This window comes from uncultured Rhodospira sp., assembly GCF_937138205.1.
Classification (GTDB): domain Bacteria; phylum Pseudomonadota; class Alphaproteobacteria; order Rhodospirillales; family Rhodospirillaceae; genus Rhodospira.
Window position 1 is genome coordinate 14419 of the sequence record NZ_CAKZOT010000029.1, and the last position, 20855, is coordinate 35273.

General features: G+C 66.9%; 19 protein-coding genes. 5 read left to right on the top strand and 14 right to left on the bottom strand.

The window, feature by feature from the left end; translation table 11 throughout:
• Positions 1 to 12: 12 nt before the first annotated feature.
• A complete protein-coding gene (locus Q0309_RS03080) occupies positions 13 to 240 on the bottom strand; it encodes a hypothetical protein (RefSeq protein WP_299437338.1) in 228 nt (75 codons plus the stop codon).
• 322 nt (positions 241 to 562) lie between these two features.
• Positions 563 to 1162 carry a phenylacetic acid degradation protein PaaY gene (locus Q0309_RS03085; protein ID WP_299437340.1) on the bottom strand — a complete coding sequence of 200 codons (600 nt, stop codon included), beginning with the start codon at positions 1160 to 1162 and terminating at the stop codon, positions 563 to 565.
• 180 nt (positions 1163 to 1342) lie between these two features.
• Here Q0309_RS03085 and Q0309_RS03090 point away from each other — a divergent pair, with 180 nt between their 5' ends.
• Entirely contained in the window at positions 1343 to 1849 is a 507-nt protein-coding gene (locus Q0309_RS03090; protein ID WP_299437374.1) for a hypothetical protein, read from the top strand.
• Positions 1850 to 1916: 67 nt separating this feature from the next.
• Here Q0309_RS03090 and Q0309_RS03095 read toward each other — a convergent pair whose 3' ends face one another.
• Entirely contained in the window at positions 1917 to 3290 is a 1374-nt protein-coding gene (locus Q0309_RS03095; RefSeq protein ID WP_299437342.1) for an O-antigen ligase family protein, read from the bottom strand.
• A 261-nt stretch (positions 3291 to 3551) separates the two neighbouring features.
• Here Q0309_RS03095 and Q0309_RS03100 point away from each other — a divergent pair, with 261 nt between their 5' ends.
• Positions 3552 to 4415 (top strand): outer membrane protein assembly factor BamD, encoded by an 864-nt coding sequence (locus tag Q0309_RS03100; protein ID WP_299437344.1) that lies wholly within the window; start codon positions 3552 to 3554, stop codon positions 4413 to 4415.
• Between the two features lie 22 nt (positions 4416 to 4437).
• Here the strand turns inward: Q0309_RS03100 and Q0309_RS03105 are convergent, their stop codons facing one another.
• Positions 4438 to 5076, bottom strand: coding sequence for a hypothetical protein (locus Q0309_RS03105; protein ID WP_299437346.1), 639 nt, complete (start codon positions 5074 to 5076; stop codon positions 4438 to 4440).
• A 158-nt stretch (positions 5077 to 5234) separates the two neighbouring features.
• Here Q0309_RS03105 and Q0309_RS03110 point away from each other — a divergent pair, with 158 nt between their 5' ends.
• A complete protein-coding gene (locus Q0309_RS03110; RefSeq protein WP_299437348.1) occupies positions 5235 to 6857 on the top strand; it encodes an ATP-binding protein in 1623 nt (540 codons plus the stop codon).
• 15 nt (positions 6858 to 6872) lie between these two features.
• On the opposite strand, the gene nhaA is transcribed toward Q0309_RS03110, so the two are convergent.
• The 10 genes from nhaA to rpsB form a co-directional block, all read right to left on the bottom strand.
• Positions 6873 to 8108 carry a Na+/H+ antiporter NhaA gene (gene nhaA, locus Q0309_RS03115; RefSeq protein ID WP_299437350.1) on the bottom strand — a complete coding sequence of 412 codons (1236 nt, stop codon included), beginning with the start codon at positions 8106 to 8108 and terminating at the stop codon, positions 6873 to 6875.
• Between the two features lie 456 nt (positions 8109 to 8564).
• Positions 8565 to 10922 (bottom strand): outer membrane protein assembly factor BamA, encoded by a 2358-nt coding sequence (bamA, locus tag Q0309_RS03120; protein WP_366940552.1) that lies wholly within the window; start codon positions 10920 to 10922, stop codon positions 8565 to 8567.
• Positions 10923 to 10980: 58 nt separating this feature from the next.
• Complete coding sequence (rseP, locus tag Q0309_RS03125) at positions 10981 to 12120, bottom strand: RIP metalloprotease RseP (RefSeq protein WP_299437352.1); 1140 nt, start codon at positions 12118 to 12120, stop codon at positions 10981 to 10983.
• A gap of 91 nt (positions 12121 to 12211) precedes the next feature.
• Entirely contained in the window at positions 12212 to 13402 is a 1191-nt protein-coding gene (locus Q0309_RS03130) for a 1-deoxy-D-xylulose-5-phosphate reductoisomerase (RefSeq protein WP_299437354.1), read from the bottom strand.
• Positions 13396 to 14199, bottom strand: coding sequence for a phosphatidate cytidylyltransferase (locus tag Q0309_RS03135; RefSeq protein ID WP_299437356.1), 804 nt, complete (start codon positions 14197 to 14199; stop codon positions 13396 to 13398). Before Q0309_RS03135 ends, Q0309_RS03130 begins: the two co-directional genes overlap by 7 nt.
• A gap of 14 nt (positions 14200 to 14213) precedes the next feature.
• Positions 14214 to 14951, bottom strand: coding sequence for an isoprenyl transferase (locus tag Q0309_RS03140; protein WP_299437358.1), 738 nt, complete (start codon positions 14949 to 14951; stop codon positions 14214 to 14216).
• A gap of 133 nt (positions 14952 to 15084) precedes the next feature.
• A complete protein-coding gene (gene frr, locus Q0309_RS03145) occupies positions 15085 to 15606 on the bottom strand; it encodes a ribosome recycling factor (protein ID WP_299437372.1) in 522 nt (173 codons plus the stop codon).
• A 55-nt stretch (positions 15607 to 15661) separates the two neighbouring features.
• Positions 15662 to 16462, bottom strand: a complete 801-nt coding sequence (gene pyrH / locus Q0309_RS03150; protein WP_299437360.1) for a UMP kinase — start codon at positions 16460 to 16462, stop codon at positions 15662 to 15664.
• 49 nt (positions 16463 to 16511) lie between these two features.
• The gene (gene tsf, locus Q0309_RS03155; RefSeq protein ID WP_299437362.1) at positions 16512 to 17441 is read right to left on the bottom strand and encodes a translation elongation factor Ts; all 930 of its coding nucleotides are present in this window, start codon (positions 17439 to 17441) and stop codon (positions 16512 to 16514) included.
• Positions 17442 to 17618: 177 nt separating this feature from the next.
• Positions 17619 to 18446, bottom strand: coding sequence for a 30S ribosomal protein S2 (gene rpsB / locus Q0309_RS03160; protein ID WP_299437364.1), 828 nt, complete (start codon positions 18444 to 18446; stop codon positions 17619 to 17621).
• 588 nt (positions 18447 to 19034) lie between these two features.
• Between rpsB and Q0309_RS03165 the strand changes: the two genes are divergently transcribed.
• Together Q0309_RS03165 and Q0309_RS03170 are read left to right on the top strand one after the other, a co-directional pair.
• Entirely contained in the window at positions 19035 to 20288 is a 1254-nt protein-coding gene (locus tag Q0309_RS03165) for a DEAD/DEAH box helicase (RefSeq protein ID WP_299437366.1), read from the top strand.
• 95 nt (positions 20289 to 20383) lie between these two features.
• Positions 20384 to 20593 carry a cold-shock protein gene (locus Q0309_RS03170; protein ID WP_299437368.1) on the top strand — a complete coding sequence of 70 codons (210 nt, stop codon included), beginning with the start codon at positions 20384 to 20386 and terminating at the stop codon, positions 20591 to 20593.
• Positions 20594 to 20855 lie beyond the last annotated feature (262 nt).

A 20855-nucleotide genomic window follows, 5' to 3' on the forward strand; every position in this document is an offset into this window, starting at 1 on the left:
CCGGACAGACACTCAGACAGTGGCGGCCGGGCTTTGCGCGTCGAGCGCCTGACGCACGACGCAGGTGACAAGGCGCTCCGCCGTGAACAGCGAGGTGGTCGGGTGCCGTTCCAGGAACGCGCCGACGGCGGCCCGCCAGGCGCGCCGTTCGCACTCGCCGTGGTCCAGCGCCGCGTTCAGGGCCTCAACCACCGCCTCCCGGTCGGACGAACTCAATAGGTTACCGGTCGAGTCGGACACTCCATTCCGGGATGGATCAAACTTAAACAGAATCCGCTCATCCTGTTGCATCGAGGGTCTCCTACCCTTCCCATAAACGCGGCGCGATGGTCCTTCCATCGCCTGTTCTGCCGCCCGAGACGCCGCATCTGATGCGCAAGGGACGCATGGCACGGTCGCATGTCCCGGTTCAAGTCACGTTCAATATATATCACACCCGACCGAGCGGTTCTATGGCACCCGTCACATTTCGTCAGCACAGTGACACGCCAAGGTTTTGATTATTCGTTGATTTTGCCAAAATGTAACAATTCCGGGTGTTTCGCGCCCTGAATATTGCGGGCTACCGCTCCACTTGATACAAGGGCTTGAGGTCGGGCCATTCGACCGTGGGCCGATTCGGCTCCGGTTCCGGCAGCGGATCGGCGAGCCGCAAGCCGGTCCGGCAGCGCTGGGCCAATGCCTGATATTGCCGCGTGGCCTCCATCTTCCACGCGAACTCGGTGTCGGTGACCTGTCGGACCACCTTTCCCGGGATCCCGGCCACCAGCGAGCGGGCCGGGAACCGGCTTCCGGCCTTGACGAAACATTGAGCCGCCACAAGGCTTTCCGGTCCGATGACCGCCCCGTCCATGACGACGCTGTTCATGCCCACCAGGGCGGCGCGCCCGATTCGCGCGCTGTGCAGCACGGCGCCGTGGCCGATGTGCCCGTCCGCCTCAACCACCGTGTCCGTGCCCTGAAAGCCGTGCATGGTACAGTTGTCCTGGATGTTACTGCCCTCCTCCAGGATGATGCGGCCGAAGTCCCCCCGCAGCGAGGCCGATGGCCCGACATAGACCCCCGCCCCGATGATCACATCGCCGATCAGGATGGCGGTCGGATGAACGAAGGCCGTGGGGTGGACAACGGGAACGACATCCTCGAAGGCATAGATGGGCATCGGCGGGGCTCCTGGCGGGGGCGGAGGTCAAGACCGGCGGCTTTCCATACGCCACCGTCTGGACGCCATCGTGACCACGCCCGCGCCCCCAGGCAAGGAGGAACCCGATGCCGACGGACTCGTGGCGGCCTGATGCCTACCTGACCTTACCTTCGCCAGGGCTGTTCAGTTCTGGCGGCCTTGCGCGAGAGTCCTGATCCCCGGCGTGCCCAGGGCAAGCGGTATCCGCTGCCGTACCTGCTGCTGTTCACGGTGCTGGCCCTGTTGAGCGGGGCGCGATCCGACCGGGGGATCATCACCCGCCAGGAACAGCGGCGGGTCGAGACCTTCGACGTCGCCGGCTGCCTCGGCGGGGACTGGGACCGGCTGATCGCCGCCGCCGCCCGTGTCACCCGCCTGACCTGGTACAAGAACACCAGATCCGGCCTTTGGGACAAAACGGAAGAAACGTCCCTCTACGTCTCCCAGATCAGCCTGTCCGCCGCCGCCTTCGGCGCCGCGATCCGCCAGCACTGGGGGATCGAAAACCGAAACAACTACGTCCGCGACGTCTCCTTCTTCGAAGACCACAGCCGTATCCGCACCAAGCCCGGGCATTTCGCCCGCCTTTGCTCCTTCGCCCTCACCATCTCCTCCAGTCCAACGGCGCCGACACCATCAGCCGCGAACTCTACATCAACGCCCTGAACCCAACCGCGCCTTGGCCTGCTCCATCACGGTCGGAGACCTGAACAGCCCTGGGACCAGCCCTGGGTCACGGATATGTCCGGATGGTCGGCCCGCGTTTCGGCGGCTCCGGCGAGTGGGGCCCGGGGTCGGCCGTTGGTTGCTCATCGGGCAGCTCCTCTGCCGCGATGCCGGGCATTGCGTCCGTCGGCGCTTCGTCGTGCGGTTTCGGTATCTCCTGTCCCGCTTTGATGCGCGGGCGACCAGCCTGCGCCGCATAAAACCATGCCCCCATTCCGCAGAAGAACAAGAACAGGGGATCAATGGAGCCAAAGAAGTCAACCGTTCCGCCAGCAAGGCAGAAGGCGACCAACGATATGGCATAGCCGCGCCGCACTTCGGCAGCGTGGCTCCCACGCGGGAGATCGACCCTGAGCAGGGACCAGAGGTAAATCACCAGGGCAATCACCAGGAACGTCACCCCCGGCAACCCAAACCTCATGGCTCGCAACAGCCAGTAGTTATCAACGCTTGAGACCATCCACGCCGGCCTTACCCAGTCGCGAAATCCGAGGCCGAAGATCGGATTGTTCGCCACATTGGCCGTGCCGTGCTCCCAAATAAGAATTCGGTTGTACGCCGAGGTAGAGTTAAAGCTTAGGTAAGTCGTTGCCACATGAAAGGGTGTTCTATTTGAAAGAATATCGATAGAAATATACATGGCAATCGCAACCATAACGAGCATTTGCCAACGTTTCCGCAGGAACGGAATCGAACCCTGTAGGAACTGAGTAAGATAGTACCAAGAAATAAGCAGAATTTGCAAAGCCAACACGATAAGCGCCCCACTCGAAAGTGAAGCGAACGTCGAATAAGCAATTAGGGGCACGAAAAGCGGCCTCATTCGTTTGAAAGCAAACCAAACCGCTCCAAGCGCGAATGCGGAAAAAACCCCGAAAAGAATTGGATGAGCGAAGCCGGCCGCGACCCGTGTTAGCTCAAGCCTTTTATCAATAACACCGGAACCAATTGGAAACAATATTTTAAATACCTCACGGATTGGCGAAATCTCAGTCAGGTTTTCTATGATAACAAACGGGAGCATCAGGGTTAGGGCGTACATGATGTGGCGCAGTATTCTCTTAAACTGAGCCATTGTGCGACATCCCGCCTTGGCGAGCAGAAAAGCCCCACATGTCTGTAGGAAAATCACACCAATTGGCTCGACACTGTTGCCCAGCCCGTGATTGTATGAAAAGCAAACCGCCGCCCATACACAATACAGAAAAAGGAAAAGTTCAATGGCACCCAAACGAATGGTGGGCGAACCAATACAGGTGACGAGGGCCGGAACAAGAGCGATCAGCAGAACAACTTTGTAGAAATTCAGAGCGACCGGTCCGATCACGATCAATGCCGGCATTGTTGTCGTCCAAACGAACACGATGGCGAGCACATGCATTGCCAACCCCTTTTGCGCACAGAGGACCCCGTGTAGCCAACGTGCTGCCGACCGCGATCCGACACGCGACCGGCACCACCGCCAACGCCAACGCCAAGGCTACCATGTCGCCCGGGCGGCGGCGCCCCCCCCCCCCCCGCAACTCCAAACAGAGCCAGGACACCGGGTGACACGGTATCGCGCCGTGGTATAGTGCCGCTCCCGGCGCCGCAATAGTCAGCGCGCCCTCCGGCCCGTCCGTACAGGATTCGTCGTTCCGCAATGATCCGCCGCTTCGCCCCGACACCATCCCCCGGGTTTTCCCGTTCCCGCCCGCTGTCGCTGGCCCGCGCCCTGGCCTTGGCCGCCGGGCTCGGCTTGAGCGTCACTGCCTGCGGCACGGACTCCGACGAACTGGCGTACGAGGAACGCCCGGTCGAGCAGCTCTACCGCGAGGCCGTCAGCCTGCTGGAAGAGCAGGACTATGACGCCGCCGCCGATGCCTTCAACGAGGTGGAACGCCAGCATCCCTATTCCGTCTGGGCCACCAAGGCCCAGCTCATGGCGGCGTACAGTCACTACGAGGACAACGACTACGACGAGGCGGTGATCGCCCTTGACCGATTCATCCAGCTTCATCCCGGCCACCGGGATATAGCCTATGCGCACTACCTGAAGGCCATCAGCTATTACGAGCAGATCGTCGACGTCCGCCGTGACCAGGCGATCACGCGGCTGGCCATGGAAAGCCTGCGCGAGGTCATCAACCGTTTTCCGGACACGAAGTACGCCCGCGACGCCCGCTTCAAGATCGACCTGGCCCGCGACCACATGGCGGGCAAGGAGATGAGTGTCGGCCGGTTCTATCTGCGCGAGAAGCACTATCTGGCCGCGCTCAACCGCTTCAAACGCGTGGTCGAGCAGTACGACCAGACCACCCACGTCGCCGAGGCGCTGTACCGCATCGTCGAGATCAACACCATCCTCGGCATCGAGCCGGAGGCCCGGAAGGTCGCGGCCGTGCTGGGCTACAACTATCCGGGCAGCGACTGGTACGTGGACGCCTACCAGCTCGTCACCGGCGAGCGCATCCGCGACCCGGGCGAGGAAACCCGCTGGTACGATCGCCTGTTCGACTGGATCTAGACCCGACGCCGGCCGGCCAGGATCACAGGTCCACCGTGCCGTCAGGGTTGCGCGAGGGCCACTCGGATGGCTTCGGCGGGTCCGGGTCCTCGTCGCCGAGGAGGCCGTCGAAGAACTCCTGCAGGCGGCGGGTTTCCCGCTCGACATACGGCTTTGCGGCCTCGACGCCCGCGTCGGCCTCGCAGGTGGCGCGGTTCATGGCACACACGCTGTCACACCCGGCCTGGGCATACTCATCGCCCGGAAACCGCTCGTCACAGCGCGCCTGACAGGCGTCGTGCGCCGCGCCGCACGAGGCCGCCGCGTTGTCCTCGCCATCCGGGCCGCGTTGCGGCGTGGCGGTGCCGTCGCCCTCGTCGCCCTCGAAGCCCTGCATGAAGCGGTCGAGCTTGTCAGCCTTGTCGGCCAGCCACGGCTCGACGCCGGAGACCGCATCGTTGGCGTCGCAGGCGGCGCGGTCGATGGCACACTGGGCCTCGCACGCGGTGGCGGCGAAACTGCCCTGCTCCGTGGACCGGTCGCAGGCCAGGCCGCACTGTTCGGCCTTGGCGGCGCAATAGGCCCGCCCCGGCGACTCCTCGGTCATGTCCTCCTCGGCCATGGCGGATGGGGCAAGCCCCAGGCCGACGGTCCCAACAAGGGCCAGGATGAACGCGCGCATGATCCGTCTCCTCTCGTCACCACGGCAGGGGATATGATGGCCCAGGCCTATACCATACGGGGGGCGCTGGGGCACGAATCCGGTCACGAAGCGCAACGCCGGCGACCCCACGCGGCGCTCTTTCACCGTCGCCGTTCATGGGAGATAGTGATCCGGCCATGACCGTCACCCCCCCACCCCGGCACCGCCGCCGCACGCGTTTTCCCTGGCCCTGGAGGCCGTCGAGCCTGGCCGGCCAGACGGTGCTGGTCCTGCTGGTCGGCTTGATGCTGTCGCACCTGATGGCGCTGGGGCTGTACTCGTTCGACCGCCTGCGCCTGCTGGAAATGCTGGGCGGCCGCGCGGTGGTGACGCGGGTGGTGGAGGCCACGCGCCTGATCGAGGCCGCCGACTCGCCGCGAGCCGAACGACGTCTGGAACGGGTGCTGCGGAGTCCACGGCTTCAGGTCCGGATCGCCGAGACGCCTCTGCTCCCGGCCGACGCGCCGGCCGCGCCCGGCCCGGGGATGCTGCGCGTGCGCTTCCTGGAACAGGCGTTCGCGCGCGCGTTCGCCGAAGCCGACGGAGGAGAGGAGACACTGCGCACGGTGCGCATCGGCGCGGCGCCGCCCGAGGGCCTGCCGCCGCCCGCGCGATCGCACCCCTTCGCGGGGCGGCCGGGGCCGCCCTGGATTGGCCCGTCCTGGGGCGACGATCCGCCGTGGTGGCGGGACAACGAGACCGAGACGCGACACGACCGCCCGGGTCCGTTCCGCCATGACGTGCATCGCTGGGTGCTGGGCGAGCCGGACGAGGAGGCCTTGGCCATCGCGGTCGCCTTGCGGGATGGGCGATGGCTCAATGTCGTCGCCTCCGTGCCGCGCCCGCAGGGGTTCTGGACGCCGGGCGCCCTGGCCTCCATCGGCCTGATGGCGGCGGTGACCCTGGTCTTGTCGGTATGGGCGGTGCGGCGCATGACCCGGCCGCTGCGCACGGTGGCCGACGCGGCGCGGCGCATGGGAGTCGATCCACGCCGCGACCCGCTGCCGGAGGAAGGTAGCCGCGAGTTGCGCGAGGTGGCCCGCGCCTTCAACGACATGCAGGCCCGCCTGACGCGCCTGGTCGACAACCGGACACGCCTGCTGGCGGCCATCTCGCACGACCTTCGCACGCCGATCACCACCCTGCGGTTGCGCGCCGAGTTCGTCGAGAACGCCGAGGACCGCGCCCGCATGATGGCCACCCTGGACGAGATGGAAGCCATGGTGCGCGCCACGCTCGACTTCGCCCGCGATGACGCCACCGCCGAGACCGCCCGCTCGGTGAACCTGACGGCGCTGGTGGCGGCGACCTGCGCCGACCTGGCCGAGACCGGGGATCCGGTCCGCTACGACGACACGGAGGACAACGCGCCCCCCGCCGTCGTGCACGGCCGGCCGCTGGCATTGCGTCGGGCGCTGGTCAACCTGATCCGCAACGCCTGTGTCTATGGCGGCGGGGCCGATGTCTCGGTGGAAACGGCGGAGGCCACGGACGCCGCCGGCGCCGCCATCGGCTACGCCGTTGTGGTGCGTGACGAGGGGCCAGGCATTCCCGAGGAGCACCTGGCCCGCGTCACCGATCCGTTCCACCGCGTCGAGGGCTCGCGCGCGCGCCACACCGGCGGCATCGGCCTCGGCCTGTCCATCGTGCAGGCGGTTGCGGATGCCCATGGCGGCCGGTTGCTGTTGCGCAACCGGCCCCGTGGTGGGTTGGGGGGTGGGTTGGAGGCGCGCCTGGAAATCCCGCTGGGGCCTGGCTGACCGGACCCGACCGGATTACCCGGCCGTCTGCGCCTCCTTGGCCTTCGCCCCGGGATCGGCGGCCGGTGTCGCCCCCACCGCCAGCGCCGGCGGCGCGATGAAGCGCAGCACGAAGTAACCGGCCAGCCCGGACAGGATGGACCCGCCCAGCACGCCCAGGCGCACGTCGTCGGCGAACTGGGGATGGTGCTCGAAGGCCAGCGTGCCGATGAACAGGCTCATGGTGAAGCCGATACCGGTGAGCAGCGAAACGCCGTAGATGTGGGTCCAGGTCACATCCTCCGGCAGCCGGCACAGCTTCTTCCGATAGCCCCAGTACAGGAAGCCCATGACGCCGATCTGCTTGCCCAGCAGCAGGCCCAGGGCGATGCCCAACGGCACCGGCGCCAGCAGGTCGGCCACGGTCAGGCCCTGCAGCGACACACCGGCGTTGGCGAAAGCGAACAACGGCAGGATGGCGTAGGCGACCCACGGGTGCAGTTCGTGTTCCAGGTGCCCGGCCAGATCGCGCTCGTCCTTGCCGCGCGCTCCCAAGGGAATGGCGAAGGCCAGCGCCACCCCGGCCAGGGTCGCGTGCACACCGCTTTTCAGCACGCAGACCCACAGAATGAGGCCGACCACGACGTAGGGCGCCGTCTTGCGCACACCGCCCACGTTCAGCGCCACGAGGACGGCGACGCAGGCAAGGCCGGCGTACAGGGCCATCATCGACAGATCCTCGGTATAGAACATGGCGATGATGACGATAGCCCCCAGGTCATCAATGATCGCCAAGGCCGTCAGGAAGATCTTCAAGGACAGCGGCGCCCGTGACCCCAGCAGCATGAGAATGCCGAGCGCGAACGCGATATCCGTCGCCGCCGGGATGGCCCAGCCGCGCAACGCCACCGGGTCGCCGAAATTCAGGAGCACATAGACCAACGCCGGGGCCACCATCCCGCCGATGGCGGCGATGACCGGCAGCGCCGCCTTGGACGGCGTGGACAACTCGCCCTGCAACACCTCGCGCTTGATCTCCAGCCCGACAAGCAGGAAGAAGATCGCCATCAGCCCGTCGTTGATCCAGTGAATCAGGGCCTTATCAAGCGTGTAGTCCCCGAAGCCGATGATCAGGTGGGTTTCGAACAGGTCCGAATAAAATGATGCGATGGGCGAGTTGGCGACCACCATCGCCAGGATGGCGGCGACGATCAAGATCATTCCTCCAGCGGATTCCAGTCGTAGAAAATCGCGGATCGCGATCAGTTGCATGGCGCACTCCGTGTTCTCGGGACCAAGCCCTGCGGCCAGTCAGACCGGTCCGCTCGACCAACAACCGCTCCAACAGGGGGAGAAGGGTTCGCACAGCATATAGGGATACCGGCCGATGCCGCAACGCTCCCGGCTGGCCCCCCTATCGGCTTCACACGTCTCCGCCAGTGTTCGCGCGAGCCGACGGGGCGGCGCAAGACCCCACCCCAACCCTCCCTGTAAAAGGTTATGGTATTGTCGAGTAGGGGCGCCGGGCGACCGGCGCCCCTACTCGACAATCGGATAGCCGTAACCGGGGAGGGAGTCCGATTTGCCCCCGTTTCGCGGGCTGCTCTCCGGCCTATCGGAGGGCGCAAGCCAGACACCTCCCCCATTTATGGGGGAGGACGGGAGGGGGTTCAGGCGGAAAACAGCGGCTTTGGATGTGTGTGACTCAGAGAGGCCCTGGGGACCGCGTCAGAACCGGGAGCCGAAACTGAGCCGGAAGAACTCTTCCTCGTCGTAGGGCTGCTTGACGACCGGCGTTGCCAGCTCGATGTTCACCGGCCCCAGCGGCGAGGACCACAGCAGGCCGACACCCACCGAGCCCCGAAGCGAGACATCGTGGTCCAGGTCCTCGTCCGGCACCCCGTCCGGCACACCCGAGGTGCCCCAGTCGGTGAACAGTTTGGCGCCGAGCCCCAGTTCCTCCGGCAGGCCAAGCGGGACCCGCAGTTCCAAACTGCCGTCGACGATCCAGTTGCCGCCCAGCGCGTCGCCGGTGCCACGGTCGCGCGCACCAGCGCCGGAGGCCGCGAAACCGCGCAGGTTGTTGCCGCCCAGGAAATAGCGGTGGCGGATGGAGACGTCCTCGCCCAGGCCAAGGATGTAGCCGGCGTGGCCGCGCACACCAATGACCCACTCCGGATCCCAGTTGAACTCATCCCCGAGCGGGTAGTGGTACGACGCCTCAAGGTCGGTGCGCAGGAAACGGGCATCGCCGCCCAGCCCGGCCAGGTCGTTGGCGATCTGGAAGCGGTAGCCCTCGGAGGGGATGAGGCGGGAATCCCGGGTGTCGTACGTCAGGGCGTGGCCCAGCATGGACAGCACCTCGGTGCCTTCCTGTTCCTGGATGAACAGGGAGGCATCATCCTCGACGTCGAAGATTTCCTGGCGCTGCAAAGTGTACTTGAAGTCGTGACGCCAGCGTTCGTTGTATTTGTAGCCGAATCGCAGCGAGCCGCCCTGTTGCCGCAGTTGGTGCGAGCTTTCGTCCTGCAGGTCACGGTCGACCGCGAACAGATCGAACCCGGCGGCGATCGGCCGGTCGAGGAAATACGGCTCCGTGAAGCTGAGATCCAGTTCGGTGCGCCGTTCCGCCCAACTCAGACGCATCGAGAGGTCCTGGCCCCGGCCCAGCAGGTTGCGCTCGCGGATGCCGACCTCGACCAGCGCGCCCAGGCTGGACGACCAGCCGACCCCGAAGGACAGTTCGCCCGTCGACTGCTCCTCCACGTCGACCGTGATGACCGTGCGGTCCGGTTTGTCGACCACGGGCTCGTTGGTCACCTCGACCGTCTTGAAGTAGCCCAGGTCGCGGATGCGCTGGCGCGACCGCCGCAGCTTGGCGGAGTTGAAGGCGTCGCCCTCGACCAGCTGAATCTCCCGGCGGATGACCTCGTCGAGGGTGCGGACGTTGCCCTCGATCTCGATGCGCTCGACGAACACCCGGGGGCCTTCGCGCACATCGAATGTGATGCTGATGGTGTTGGCCTCTCGGTCGCGCTTGATCTGCGGGCGCACGTCGACGAAGGCGTAGCCGAGGGAGCCGACCCGCTCGGTAATGTCCTCCACCGTCCGGTCGATCAGAGACGCATCGTACCAGTCGCCTTCCTCGATCAGCACCGCCGGGCGCAACATCTCGGGGGTCAGATCTTCCAGCGACGCCTCGATGTCCACCGCACCGACGCGATAGCGATCCCCCTCGTTGACCGTGAAGGTGAGGAAAAAGCTCTCCCGGTCCGGGGTCAGTTCGGCGGCGGCGGCGCGCACCTCGAAATCGGCGTAGCCGTTTTCCAGATAGTAGCGGCGCAGCAGTTCCCGGTCATAGGTCAGCCGGTCGGGGTCGAAGGTATCGGAACTGGACAGCAGGCGGTACCAGCGCTCTTCCTTGGTGGCGATAACGCTGCGCAGGTCGGAGTCGCTGAACGCCTTGTTGCCGACGAAGGTGATCCGGCGCACGTAGGTGGCCGGCCCCTCGTCGATCTCGAACACCAGATCGACGCGGTTCTGCGGCAGTTCGATGATCTTCGGGTCGACGGCGACGGCGTAGCGGCCGGAGCGGCGGTAGACCTCCAGGATCCGTTTGACGTCGTCCTGGACCTTGGAGCGCGTGAAGACCGCGCGCGGGCGCAATTGCACCTCGGGGGACAGGGCCTCGTTCTGGATGCGCTTGTTGCCTTCGAAGGCGACGCGGTTGATGATCGGGTTCTCGACCACGACCACGACCAGATCGTTGCCCTCGCGCCGCAACGAGACATCGGCGAACAGCCCGGTGGCGAACAGGTCCTTCAGCGAGCGGTCGATGCGGTCGGGGGCGAAGCGGTCACCTTCCTCGACATGCAGGTAGGTGCGGATGGTGTCCGGCTCGATGCGCTGGGCGCCCTCGACCAGGATCCGTTCGATCACCGGCGCGCCCCCCGGGGCCTGAGCCGGGGCCTGGGCCTGGGCTTGAACACCCTGGGCGGAGGCGGGGGCGATCGGGTGGATGGCCGTCAGAAGAACCGCCGCCGCCATGACCAGCAGCGAAACGCAATGTCTGCAACGCGGGCTCAACGCATCCCCCCGGAATAGTTAAGGTGACACCGCAACATAGCCGCACAGCCGGCGGACGTCACCGACTATTCCAGTGGATGATGTCGTTCCAGGTCACGAACACCATCAGGCCGATGATCAGCGCCAGCCCCACCCGGAACCCATACTCCTGGATCCGTTCATTGACCGGTCGCCCGCGCACCGCCTCGGCGGCATAGAACACCAGATGCCCACCATCCAGGACCGGAATGGGCAAGAGGTTGATGAAGCCGAGATTGACAGACAGAAAGGCGGCGAACAAGAGCAGGGTATCGAACCCCAGTTCGGCCACCTGCCCGGACATCTGGGCAATGCGCAGCGGTCCCCCCAGGTCCTCGACGCTACGGTCGCCGGCGATCATCTGGCCCAGCGTGATGACCGTCATCTTGATCAAGGTGGCCGAGTGGGCGACGGCCTGTCCCACCGCCTCGATTGGCCCCAGGCGGACGACGTCCTCGGCGCTGGTCGCGGCGGTGATGCCCAGCACCGCCATCTGGTGGGTTTCGCCCAGCTCGTCGGTGACCTCCTGAACGCGTGGGGTGGCGGTCAGGTCCAGGGTGCGACCGTCACGCTCCACCGTCAGAGTGACGCTCTCGCCATTGGAGAGCGGGATGCGCTGCTGGACCTGCTCGAACCGCGAGACCGAAGAGCCATCGACGGCGACGATGCGGTCGCCGGGTTGCAGTCCGGCCTCCTGGGCGGCGCTGTCGGGCACCACCTCCTGGATCACCGGCGGGGTGATGGCCATGCCGATGGCCATGAACACGACGGCGTAGACCACGATCGCGAAGACGAAGTTCGCGGCCGGTCCGGCGATGACGATGGCCGCGCGCCGCCCGACGGATTTGTGGTGGAACGAGACCGCCTTTTCTTCCTCGGTCATCTGCGCGTCATCGGCCGCACCCGCGCTGGTCGCGTCCTCGTCGCCGAAAAACTTGACGTAGCCGCCCAGCGGGATCGCCGAGAATTTCCAGCGGGTGCCGTGGCGGTCATTGATGCCGACCAGTTCGGGGCCGAAGCCGATGGAAAACACGTCGACCCGCACGCCATTCCAACGGGCGATGAGGAAATGCCCCAGTTCGTGAACGAACACGACCAGCGTCAGGACGAACAGGGCGGCCACGATCGTGAAGGCGCTGTCGGTGACGAGCGGCAGAAAGTCTGTAACGGTGCTTGGCACGGCGGGGTGTCTTTCTCGATCGGGGGGAGGTGTCGGGATGCGGCGCCGACGGCCCGCCCGGCGCGGTCGCCGGCCGGTTCGGACGCCTCCCTCAGGCCGCGAGGTCCTGGACCAGGGCGGTGCAGACAGCCCGGGCCTCGCGGTCGATGGCCAGGACATCGTCCAGTGTCGTCGGCGCGGGCGCCGTCATGTGCTCGACCGTGCGTTCAACCAGCGCGACGATGTCGAGGAACCGGATCTGCCGGCCCAGGAACGCGGCCACCGCGATCTCGTTGGCGGCGTTCAGAATAGTGGGGCGGGCGCCGCCCGCCTTCAAGACATCGCGCACCAGCCCGAGAGCCGGGAAGCGATCGCCGTCGGGCGTTTCGAAGTGCAGGGCGCCGATTGCGCCGAGGTCCAAACGCGCCGTTGGCGCCGCCATGCGTTGGGGCCAACCCAGGGTGAAGGCGATGGGCGTGCGCATGTCCGGTGTGCCGAGCTGGGCCAGCACCGATCCGTCCTCGTAGGCAACCATCGAGTGAATCACGGACTGCGGGTGGACCAGGATCTCGATCTGCTCCTGTGGCATTCCGAAGATGTGATGCGCCTCGATGAACTCCAGGCCCTTGTTCATCATGGTGGCGGAATCGACCGAGATCTTGGCGCCCATCGACCAATTGGGATGGGCGACGGCCTGTTCCGGGGTGACGGCCGCCATGGCCTCGCGCGTCCATGTGCGGAACGGCCCGCCGGAGGCGGTCAGGATGATGCGGTCGATGCGGTGTTTCTGGTCGAAGTCGAACACCTGAAAGATGGCGTTGTGCTCGCTGTCCACGGGCAGCAGGGTGGCGCCGTGCTCGGCCACCGCCGCCATGAACAGGGTGCCGGCGCAGACCAGGCATTCCTTGTTGGCGAGTGCGACGGTGGCGCCGCGCTGCACCGCCTCCAACGTCGGCTGCAGCCCGGCGGCGCCGACAATCGCGGCCATCACACAGTCGGCGGGCCGCGCGGCCGCCTCGCACAGGGCGTCCGGACCGGCGGCGGCCTCGGTGCCGGAGCCTGCCAGTGCGGCCTTCAGGTCCGCGTACTTGGATGGGTCGGCGACGACGGCCAGGCGGGCGCCGAAGCGGCGGGCCTGTTCGGCCAGGATGTCGACGTTACCGTTGGCGGTCAGGGCCTCGACGCTGTACAGGCCGGGGTTGCGGGCGATGAGGTCCAGCGTGTTCTTGCCGATCGAACCGGTGGAGCCGAGCACGGTTACGGTGCGCGGGCCGTCGGTCGCCCCCCCATGAACATCTACCACGTTGTCAGTCCCCCTTGCGTGAGGATGGCGGTCAGAGCCACCACAGGCGTCACCGCGATCAGCCCGTCCGCCCGGTCCAGCAGACCGCCGTGACCCGGAATCAGGTCGCCGCTGTCCTTGACCCGAAAGCGTCGCTTGAACGCCGATTCAATCAGATCGCCGCCTTGCGAGACAATCCCCAGGATGAGGCTCAGCACCAGCAGACCGCCCAGGAAGCGCCCGCCCAGCAGCAAGCCGGCCGCCGCGCCGACGATGGTCGCGCAGGCCACGCCGCCGATCAGGCCGGCCCACGTTTTGCGTGGGCTGAGGCTGGGCCACAACAGCGGCCCGCCCACTTTGCTCCCCACGGCATAGGCGGCGATATCCGTCGCCCACACGATCAGGAACAGCCACAACACCGTTTCCCACCCGGCGGCCGCGTGGATCCAGGCCATGGCCACGGCCGGCACGCCGATGTAGAGGCTGCCGGCGGCGATCCACAACGGCCGGCGCCGGTCGGCCTCCACCCGGTACAGGGCCGGCAAGACCCCGAGCAGCGGCAGCAGCACGGCCCATTCGCCGGCCCACGCCACCAGAACCGGGGCCGTGGCCACCACGGCGATCAACAGGCCGCCGGCCAGGCCGCGCCGCCCGCAACAGACCGTGCTCCACTCCCAGGCCATGACCGCCGCGCAGACGGCCACCAGCCCGTCGAACCAGGGCCAGCCCAGCACCACCGCCAGCACCACGCCGGGACCGAGAATCGCGGCGGAGACGATCCGTTTTCGCACGGCGGCGCGCCGATCTGGCCCCGTCATGGCGATACCACCCTCTAGCGGGGGACGGCGCCGTAGCGCCGCTCGCGGCCATGGAATTCGGCCAGGGCAGCGGCCAAGTGGTCCTCGGTGAAGTCTGGCCAGGCGACATCCAGAAACGCCATCTCGGTATAGGCGAGTTGCCACAGCAGGAAGTTGCTGATGCGCTGCTCGCCGCTGGTGCGGATCAGAAGATCCGGATCCGGCAGGTCCGGGGCATACAGTTCGGCGCCGACGCGCGCCTCGTCGATGCTCTCGGGGTCGAGGTGGCCGGCGGCGGCGGCGGCGGCCAGGCGACGGGCGGCCCGCGCAATCTCCCCCCGACCGCCGTAGTTCAGGGCCACGGTCAGAGTCAGGCGGGTATTGCCGGCGGTCCGTCGTTCGGCGTCCTCAATCAGCCTGAGGATGTCGTCGTCGAAGCGTGTTCGCTCGCCGACCATCCGCACGCAGACCCCTTCGCGTTCGAGTTCAGCCAGTTCGTTGCGGATGTACAAACGCAACAACCCCATCAAGGTGCTGATCTCGTCCGCCGGTCGGCGCCAGTTCTCTGACGAAAACGCGAACAGGGTCAGATGCGTGACGCCATGCCGGACGGCACCCTTGACGCAGGCTCGCACCGCTTCCGCGCCTTTGCGGTGTCCGGCGGTGCGGGGCAGGCCCCGCGCCTGCGCCCAGCGCCCGTTGCCGTCCATGATCACGGCCACATGCAGCGGTCCGGCGGGCGTGTCGTCTGTTGCGGCGGGAAGATGGGACATGCGGGTGTCCAGATGGAGGCATCAGTCGGAAACGTCGACGGGCGGACGGAGCAGTCCCAAGCCTGTCTGCGGGCGGCGGGGCGACGAGGGCGGAGACCGGAGGCGCGCGCCGCCCAGCCCCCGTCAGACCCCGTCAGACCTGCATGATCTCCTCTTCCTTCTTGTGGAGGGCTTCGTCGACATGCTTGATGGCGTCGTCGGTCAGCGCCTGCACCTCGGTTCCGTGCTTTTTGTGCTCGTCCTGCGAGATGTCGCCGTCCTTTTCCATCCGCTTGAGGTGATCCATGCCGTCGCGGCGGACATTGCGGATGGCCACGCGGGCGTGTTCGGCATATTTGCCGGCCACCTTCGTCAGTTCCGTGCGGCGTTCCTCGTTCAAGGGCGGGATGGGCACGCGGATGGTCTGGCCCTCGGCGGCGGGATTGAGGCCCAGGCCGGCATCGCGGATGGCCTTTTCGACCGCCTTGGCCATCGACCGGTCCCACACCTGCACGGTCAGCATCCGCGGTTCGGGGACGTTGACGTTGGCCACCTGGTTCAGCGGCATGGCGGAGCCGTAGGCGTCCACCATCACCGGGTCCAGCAGGCTGGCGTGGGCGCGGCCGGTGCGCAGGCCGGCGAACTCTTTCTTCAGGACATCCAGCGTGCTGTCCATCCGGTGCTTGAGGTCCTTTCTGAGGGCCGGGAAGTCCGCTGGTTTGTCGCTCACGTCAGGTCTCCTCGCGAATGATCGTGTACCGCCCGGTGCCGCGCAGGATGCTGCCAAGCGCACCCGCCTCGCCCAGCGAAAACACGAGGATTGGTATCCCATTCTCGCGCGCCAAGGCAATTGCCGAGGTATCCATGACCCTTAGGTCCTGGCGCAATACCGCATCGTAGCTTAACGTCTCGTATCTTTTCGCATCGGGATTGGTCTTCGGATCGGCGTCATAGACGCCGTCGACCTGCGTCGCCTTCAACAGGGCGTCGCAGTTCATCTCGACGGCCCGCAGGGCGGCGGCGGTGTCGGTGGTGAAGAACGGGTTGCCGGTGCCGGCGGCGAAGATGACCACTCGGCCCTTCTCCATGTGGCGGACGGCACGGCGGCGAACGTACGGCTCGCAGACGGTGGCCATGGGAATGGCCGACTGCACCCGGGTCGGCACGCCCACCTTCTCCAGGAAGTTCTGGAGCGCCAGGGCGTTCATCACCGTGGCCAGCATCCCCATGTAGTCGGCGCTGGTTCGGTCCATGCCCTGGGCCGCCTGGGCCAGGCCCCGGAAGATGTTGCCGCCGCCGATCACCACACAGAGCTGCACCCCGGTCTGGTGCACCTCCTTAAGCTCCTCGGCCACGCGCTGAACCGTGTCCAGGTCCAGCCCATATCCCTGCCGGCCCATCAGGCCTTCGCCGGACAGCTTCACCAAGACCCGCTGGAGCGACCCGGTCGCGGCGGCATCGTCCCCGCGGGCATCCGCCTGTGTGTCGCCATCCAGCGGATGGGATCTGGCCAGGACTTCGGTTTTTGCCATGACACCGTCCTTCCGAACATTCTGCCGGCCAGACCCGCCGCGAGGTCGATCAATCCTTGTTGAGTTGCTGCGCGACCTCGGCCGCGAAGTCCTTCTCTTGCTTTTCGATGCCCTCGCCGAGGTTGAAGCGGGCAAAGGCCGTGAGGGCGACCGGCGAGCCCAGGTCCTTGGCGGCGGCCTCGACGACCTTCTGCACCTTGGTCTCGTTGTCCATCACATACGTCTGCTCGAGCAGGCAGACCTCTTCGTAGTACTTGCGCAGGCGCCCTTCGACCATCTTCTCGATAATGTTCTCCGGCTTGCCGGAATCCCGGGCCTGTTCGGTCAGCACCGCCCGCTCGCGGTCCAGGGCGGAGGCGTCCACCTCGTCGCGGGTCAGGTACTGGGGCGCGGCGGCGGCCACATGCATGGCCAGGCCCTTGCCCAGTTCGGCCAGCCGCGCCGCGTCAGCCTCGGACTCCAGCGCCACCAGGACGCCGATGCGACCCAGGCTCGGGCGGACGGCATTGTGCACGTACCCGCACACAACGCCGGACGAGACCTCCAGCACGACGGCGCGCCGCAGGTTCATATTCTCGCCGATTGTGGCGACCTGATGGGTCAGTTCCTCATCCACGGTGCGCCCGGTGCCGGGGAACGGCTTGCCGCGCAGGGCGTCCAGGTCGTCACCCTCGGCCAGGACCAGATCGGTCAGGGTCTCCACCAGGTCCTGGAACGTTTCGTTGCGGGCGACGAAGTCGGTCTCGGCGTTCAGTTCAAGCACGGCGCCCCGGTTGCCCGTGGTCTTGACACCGACCAAGCCCTCGGCGGCGACCCGGCCGGCCTTCTTGGCGGCGGCGGCGAGGCCCTTCTTGCGCAGCCAGTCGACGGCGGCGTCCATGTCGCCGCCGGCCTCGTTGAGAGCCTTCTTGCAGTCCATCATGCCCGCGCCGGTCTGTTCGCGCAGGTCCTTCACCATGGAGGCGGTGATCTCGGCCATGACTGTTCCTCTTTCGCTGGCAATGGTGCGGGTGGTCGCGCCCTGCGGCGGCGCCACCCGTGCGTGGTGTCCGTCTCGCCCGCCCGGCGGCGGGCCAAGCATCGCCCCGTCAAGCCTCCCGTCAAGACAATGGCGGCAACCGGGGTCGCCGCCATCGTGGGTGCCGGGCCGGCCCGGTCAGCCGGCGGCCGCCTCGGGGGCGTTGGTGTCCGGCGTGGTTTCCTGCGGGGCCTCCTCGGCGGGGGTCTCCTGGCTTTCGGCGGCCGGTTCAACCGGGGCTTCCATGGTGCCCAGGTCGAGCCCGGCGGCGGTCATCTCGGCCTGGATGCCGTCCAGCGCGGCCCCACTGATCAACTCGCAATACGTCTGAATGGCGCGGATGGCATCGTCGTTGCCCGGGATGGGAAAGGTCACGCCCTTGGGGTCGCTGTTGCTGTCCAGCACCGCCACCACCGGGATGTTCAGCTTGGTCGCCTCGGAGACCGCCAGGTCTTCCTTCACCGTATCGATGATGAACAGGATGTCGGGCAGGCCGCCCATTTCCTTGATGCCGCCCAGGGCAAGGTCCAACTTGTCCTTTTCGCGGTTCAGGTTGAGCAGTTCCTTCTTGGTCAGCGCCGACAGTTCGCCAGACTCCAGCTTGTCTTCCAACTCGCGCAGGCGCTTGATGGAATGCGAGATGGTCTTCCAGTTGGTGAGCATCCCGCCCAGCCAGCGGTGGTTCACGTAGTACTGGCCGCAGCGCCGCGCGTTCTCGGCGACGATCTCCTGCGCCTGGCGCTTGGTGCCGACGAACAGGACGCGGCCGCCGCCGGCCACGACCTCGCGTACGGCCTGCATGGCGCGGTGCAGCATGGGCACCGTCTGCTGCAGGTCGATGATGTGGACGTTGTCGCGAACCCCATACAGGTACGGGGCCATCTTGGGGTTCCAGCGACGGGTGTTGTGACCGAAGTGGCAACCAGCCTCGATGAGCTGGCGCATGGTAAAGCTTGGCATGGCCATGATCGGAAGTCCTTGCGATTTTCCGGTTGCGCCGCCGCGGGATTTGAGCCGTTTCGGCCGGGCGCGCGCGCCGTAGCCGTGCCGACACCGGAACGACCCGTCGGCCCCGATCGCCTGTGGCGATACGGTGCCCGGGCCGCGTTCCCGCGTGTGGGGTTGATGGCCGGGGTTCTAACGCGTCGGGCCGCTCTTGACAAGCCCCGCGACGACCCCCATCGCCGGGGGCAATGCCCCGGCGAGTCCACCGCGTTTCATCATATAGGATCAGAGATGGGGCGGCGCGATGGCGACCGCGCGAGATTTGAATTGCCAGAGACGCCGACATGTGGTCTAAAAACCTGACATGGACCGTGCGTTGCCGCGCATGGATAGCGACGATGTCGCTGTCTGCGGGCGAGCGGGTCCGGCGACCATGCGCTCAGGACGTCCCGAGGACGTCCGTTTCCGCTTCCGGGCGGGTCGCGGAGTGTCGCGCCCGACCGTGGGGCCTTGTTCGCGCAAGCGCCTTTTTCATGACATCCGCCGGGGTGCCCGTCGCGCGAATCCAGGCACCGTCCTGCGCCGGCACCGGCAAACGAAAGTTCCCGATTGACCCAGTTTTCTGATCTCGGCCTGGCCGAGCCTCTCCTTCGTGCCATCGCGGCCGAAGGCTACTCTCATCCCACACCCATCCAAGGCCAGGCCATTCCCGCCGTGTTGGGCGGGCGCGACCTGCTGGGCATCGCCCAGACCGGAACCGGCAAGACGGCGGCGTTCGTGCTGCCGCTGCTGGACCGTCTCGCGCGGGCTTCGTCGCCGACGCCGAAACACGGCTGCCGGGCCTTGATCCTGGTGCCGACCCGCGAACTGGCGGCGCAGGTGGTCGAGGCCATCCGCGCCTATGGCCGTTACTGCGGCGTTCGCACCGCCACGGTGATCGGCGGCGCCAAGCCCGGGCCGCAGGCGCGCGCCCTGGCCAACGGTGTCGATGTCGTCGTGGCCACGCCGGGCCGTCTGCTCGACCACTTGGGGACCGGCGTCGCCCGCCTCGACGCGGTCGGTACCGTGGTCCTGGACGAGGCCGACCAGATGCTCGACCTGGGGTTCCTGCCGGCCATCCGCCGCGTCATGGCGGCGCTGCCGAAACGGCGCCAGACGCTGCTTCTGTCGGCCACCATGCCGAAGGCCATCCGGACCCTGGCCGCCGATTTCCTGACCAACCCCGTCGAGGTGTCCGTCGCCCCGGCGTCCCGCCCGATCGAGCGTATCGACCAGTCGGTGATGCACGTCGAGGCGACGGCCAAGCGCGACGCGCTGGTCACCGTCCTGGGCGGCCCCGGGGTGGAGCGGGCCATTGTCTTCACCCGCACCAAGCGCGGCGCCGACCGCGTGGCGCGGCATCTGGAACAGGCCGGCTTGTCGGCCGCCGCCATCCACGGCAACAAGAGCCAGCCGCAGCGAACCCGCGCGCTGGATGCGTTCCGGGGGGGCGGGGTGTCCGTCCTGGTGGCCACCGATATCGCCGCCCGGGGGATTGACGTGGACGATGTCTCGCACGTCATCAACTACGAGCTCCCGAACGTCCCCGAGGCCTACGTCCATCGCATTGGCCGCACCGCGCGGGCCGGCAAGGCCGGGGTCGCCATCTCGCTGTGCGACCCCGCCGAGCGCGGCCTGTTGCGTGACATCGAGCGGTTGATCGGGCATTCTTTCCCAGGTCCGGCGGGACGCGCGGCGCCGCCCGCCACCGAGTTGCCCCGCGCCCCGGGGCCCGCGCGCTGGCGGGAGGGCACGGCCCCGACCCGTTCGCGACGGCGGCGGCGGTCGGCCCCCGCGGTCGGCGCCGCCCACGCCAGCGCCTGACACCCTCACCGGGGGGCGGGATGACGCGAGCGTCGCCCGCGCCTCCTTTCCTCCACCCCAAGACAGTTCCACCTTCAAGAAAAGGAGAGACCGACATGGAGACGGGTTCGGTCAAATGGTTCAACAACACAAAGGGCTATGGGTTCATCGCGCCGGATGGCGGCGGTCCTGACGTGTTCGTCCACATCAGTGCCGTCGAGCGCGCCGGCCTGCACACCCTGAGCGACGGCCAGCGCATCAGCTACGAGATCGAGGTGGACCAGAAGCGCGGCAAGTCCTCGGCCGCCAACCTCCGGGTCGAGTAGCGTCACCACCCAGGTGTGCCCGTCGGGCGGGAGTTGGACTCCCGCCCGGACCAGGGCGGTCTCGGACCGTTGGGTGATGACATCGGTTTCGGACGGGGCCGCGAGCCCCGTCCGGCCGTGCCGGTGATTAGACAAACTCTGGGGTCCGCCCCCTTGCCCGCCTATTCGCGGTTTTGCTGTGCGTCTACGACAGCGGACGCCTTGAAACCAGGGGAATCGGGTGAACGGGTCATGCCGTGACGACGCTTGCGAGGTAGTCGTC

Bases quoted from the DNA above. Each gene is read 5' to 3' on its own strand.
- Q0309_RS03085 (WP_299437340.1), bottom strand. From the start codon at position 1,162: ATGCCCATCTATGCCTTCGAGGATGTCGTTCCCGTTGTCCACCCCACG.
- Q0309_RS03095 (WP_299437342.1), bottom strand. From the start codon at position 3,290: ATGCATGTGCTCGCCATCGTGTTCGTTTGGACGACAACAATGCCGGCA.
- Q0309_RS03100 (WP_299437344.1), top strand. From the start codon at position 3,552: ATGATCCGCCGCTTCGCCCCGACACCATCCCCCGGGTTTTCCCGTTCC.
- Q0309_RS03105 (WP_299437346.1), bottom strand. From the start codon at position 5,076: ATGCGCGCGTTCATCCTGGCCCTTGTTGGGACCGTCGGCCTGGGGCTT.
- Q0309_RS03110 (WP_299437348.1), top strand. From the start codon at position 5,235: ATGACCGTCACCCCCCCACCCCGGCACCGCCGCCGCACGCGTTTTCCC.
- nhaA (WP_299437350.1), bottom strand. From the start codon at position 8,108: ATGCAACTGATCGCGATCCGCGATTTTCTACGACTGGAATCCGCTGGA.
- Q0309_RS03135 (WP_299437356.1), bottom strand. From the start codon at position 14,199: ATGACGGGGCCAGATCGGCGCGCCGCCGTGCGAAAACGGATCGTCTCC.
- Q0309_RS03140 (WP_299437358.1), bottom strand. From the start codon at position 14,951: ATGTCCCATCTTCCCGCCGCAACAGACGACACGCCCGCCGGACCGCTG.
- frr (WP_299437372.1), bottom strand. From the start codon at position 15,606: ATGGACAGCACGCTGGATGTCCTGAAGAAAGAGTTCGCCGGCCTGCGC.
- pyrH (WP_299437360.1), bottom strand. From the start codon at position 16,462: ATGGCAAAAACCGAAGTCCTGGCCAGATCCCATCCGCTGGATGGCGAC.
- tsf (WP_299437362.1), bottom strand. From the start codon at position 17,441: ATGGCCGAGATCACCGCCTCCATGGTGAAGGACCTGCGCGAACAGACC.
- rpsB (WP_299437364.1), bottom strand. From the start codon at position 18,446: ATGGCCATGCCAAGCTTTACCATGCGCCAGCTCATCGAGGCTGGTTGC.
- Q0309_RS03170 (WP_299437368.1), top strand. From the start codon at position 20,384: ATGGAGACGGGTTCGGTCAAATGGTTCAACAACACAAAGGGCTATGGG.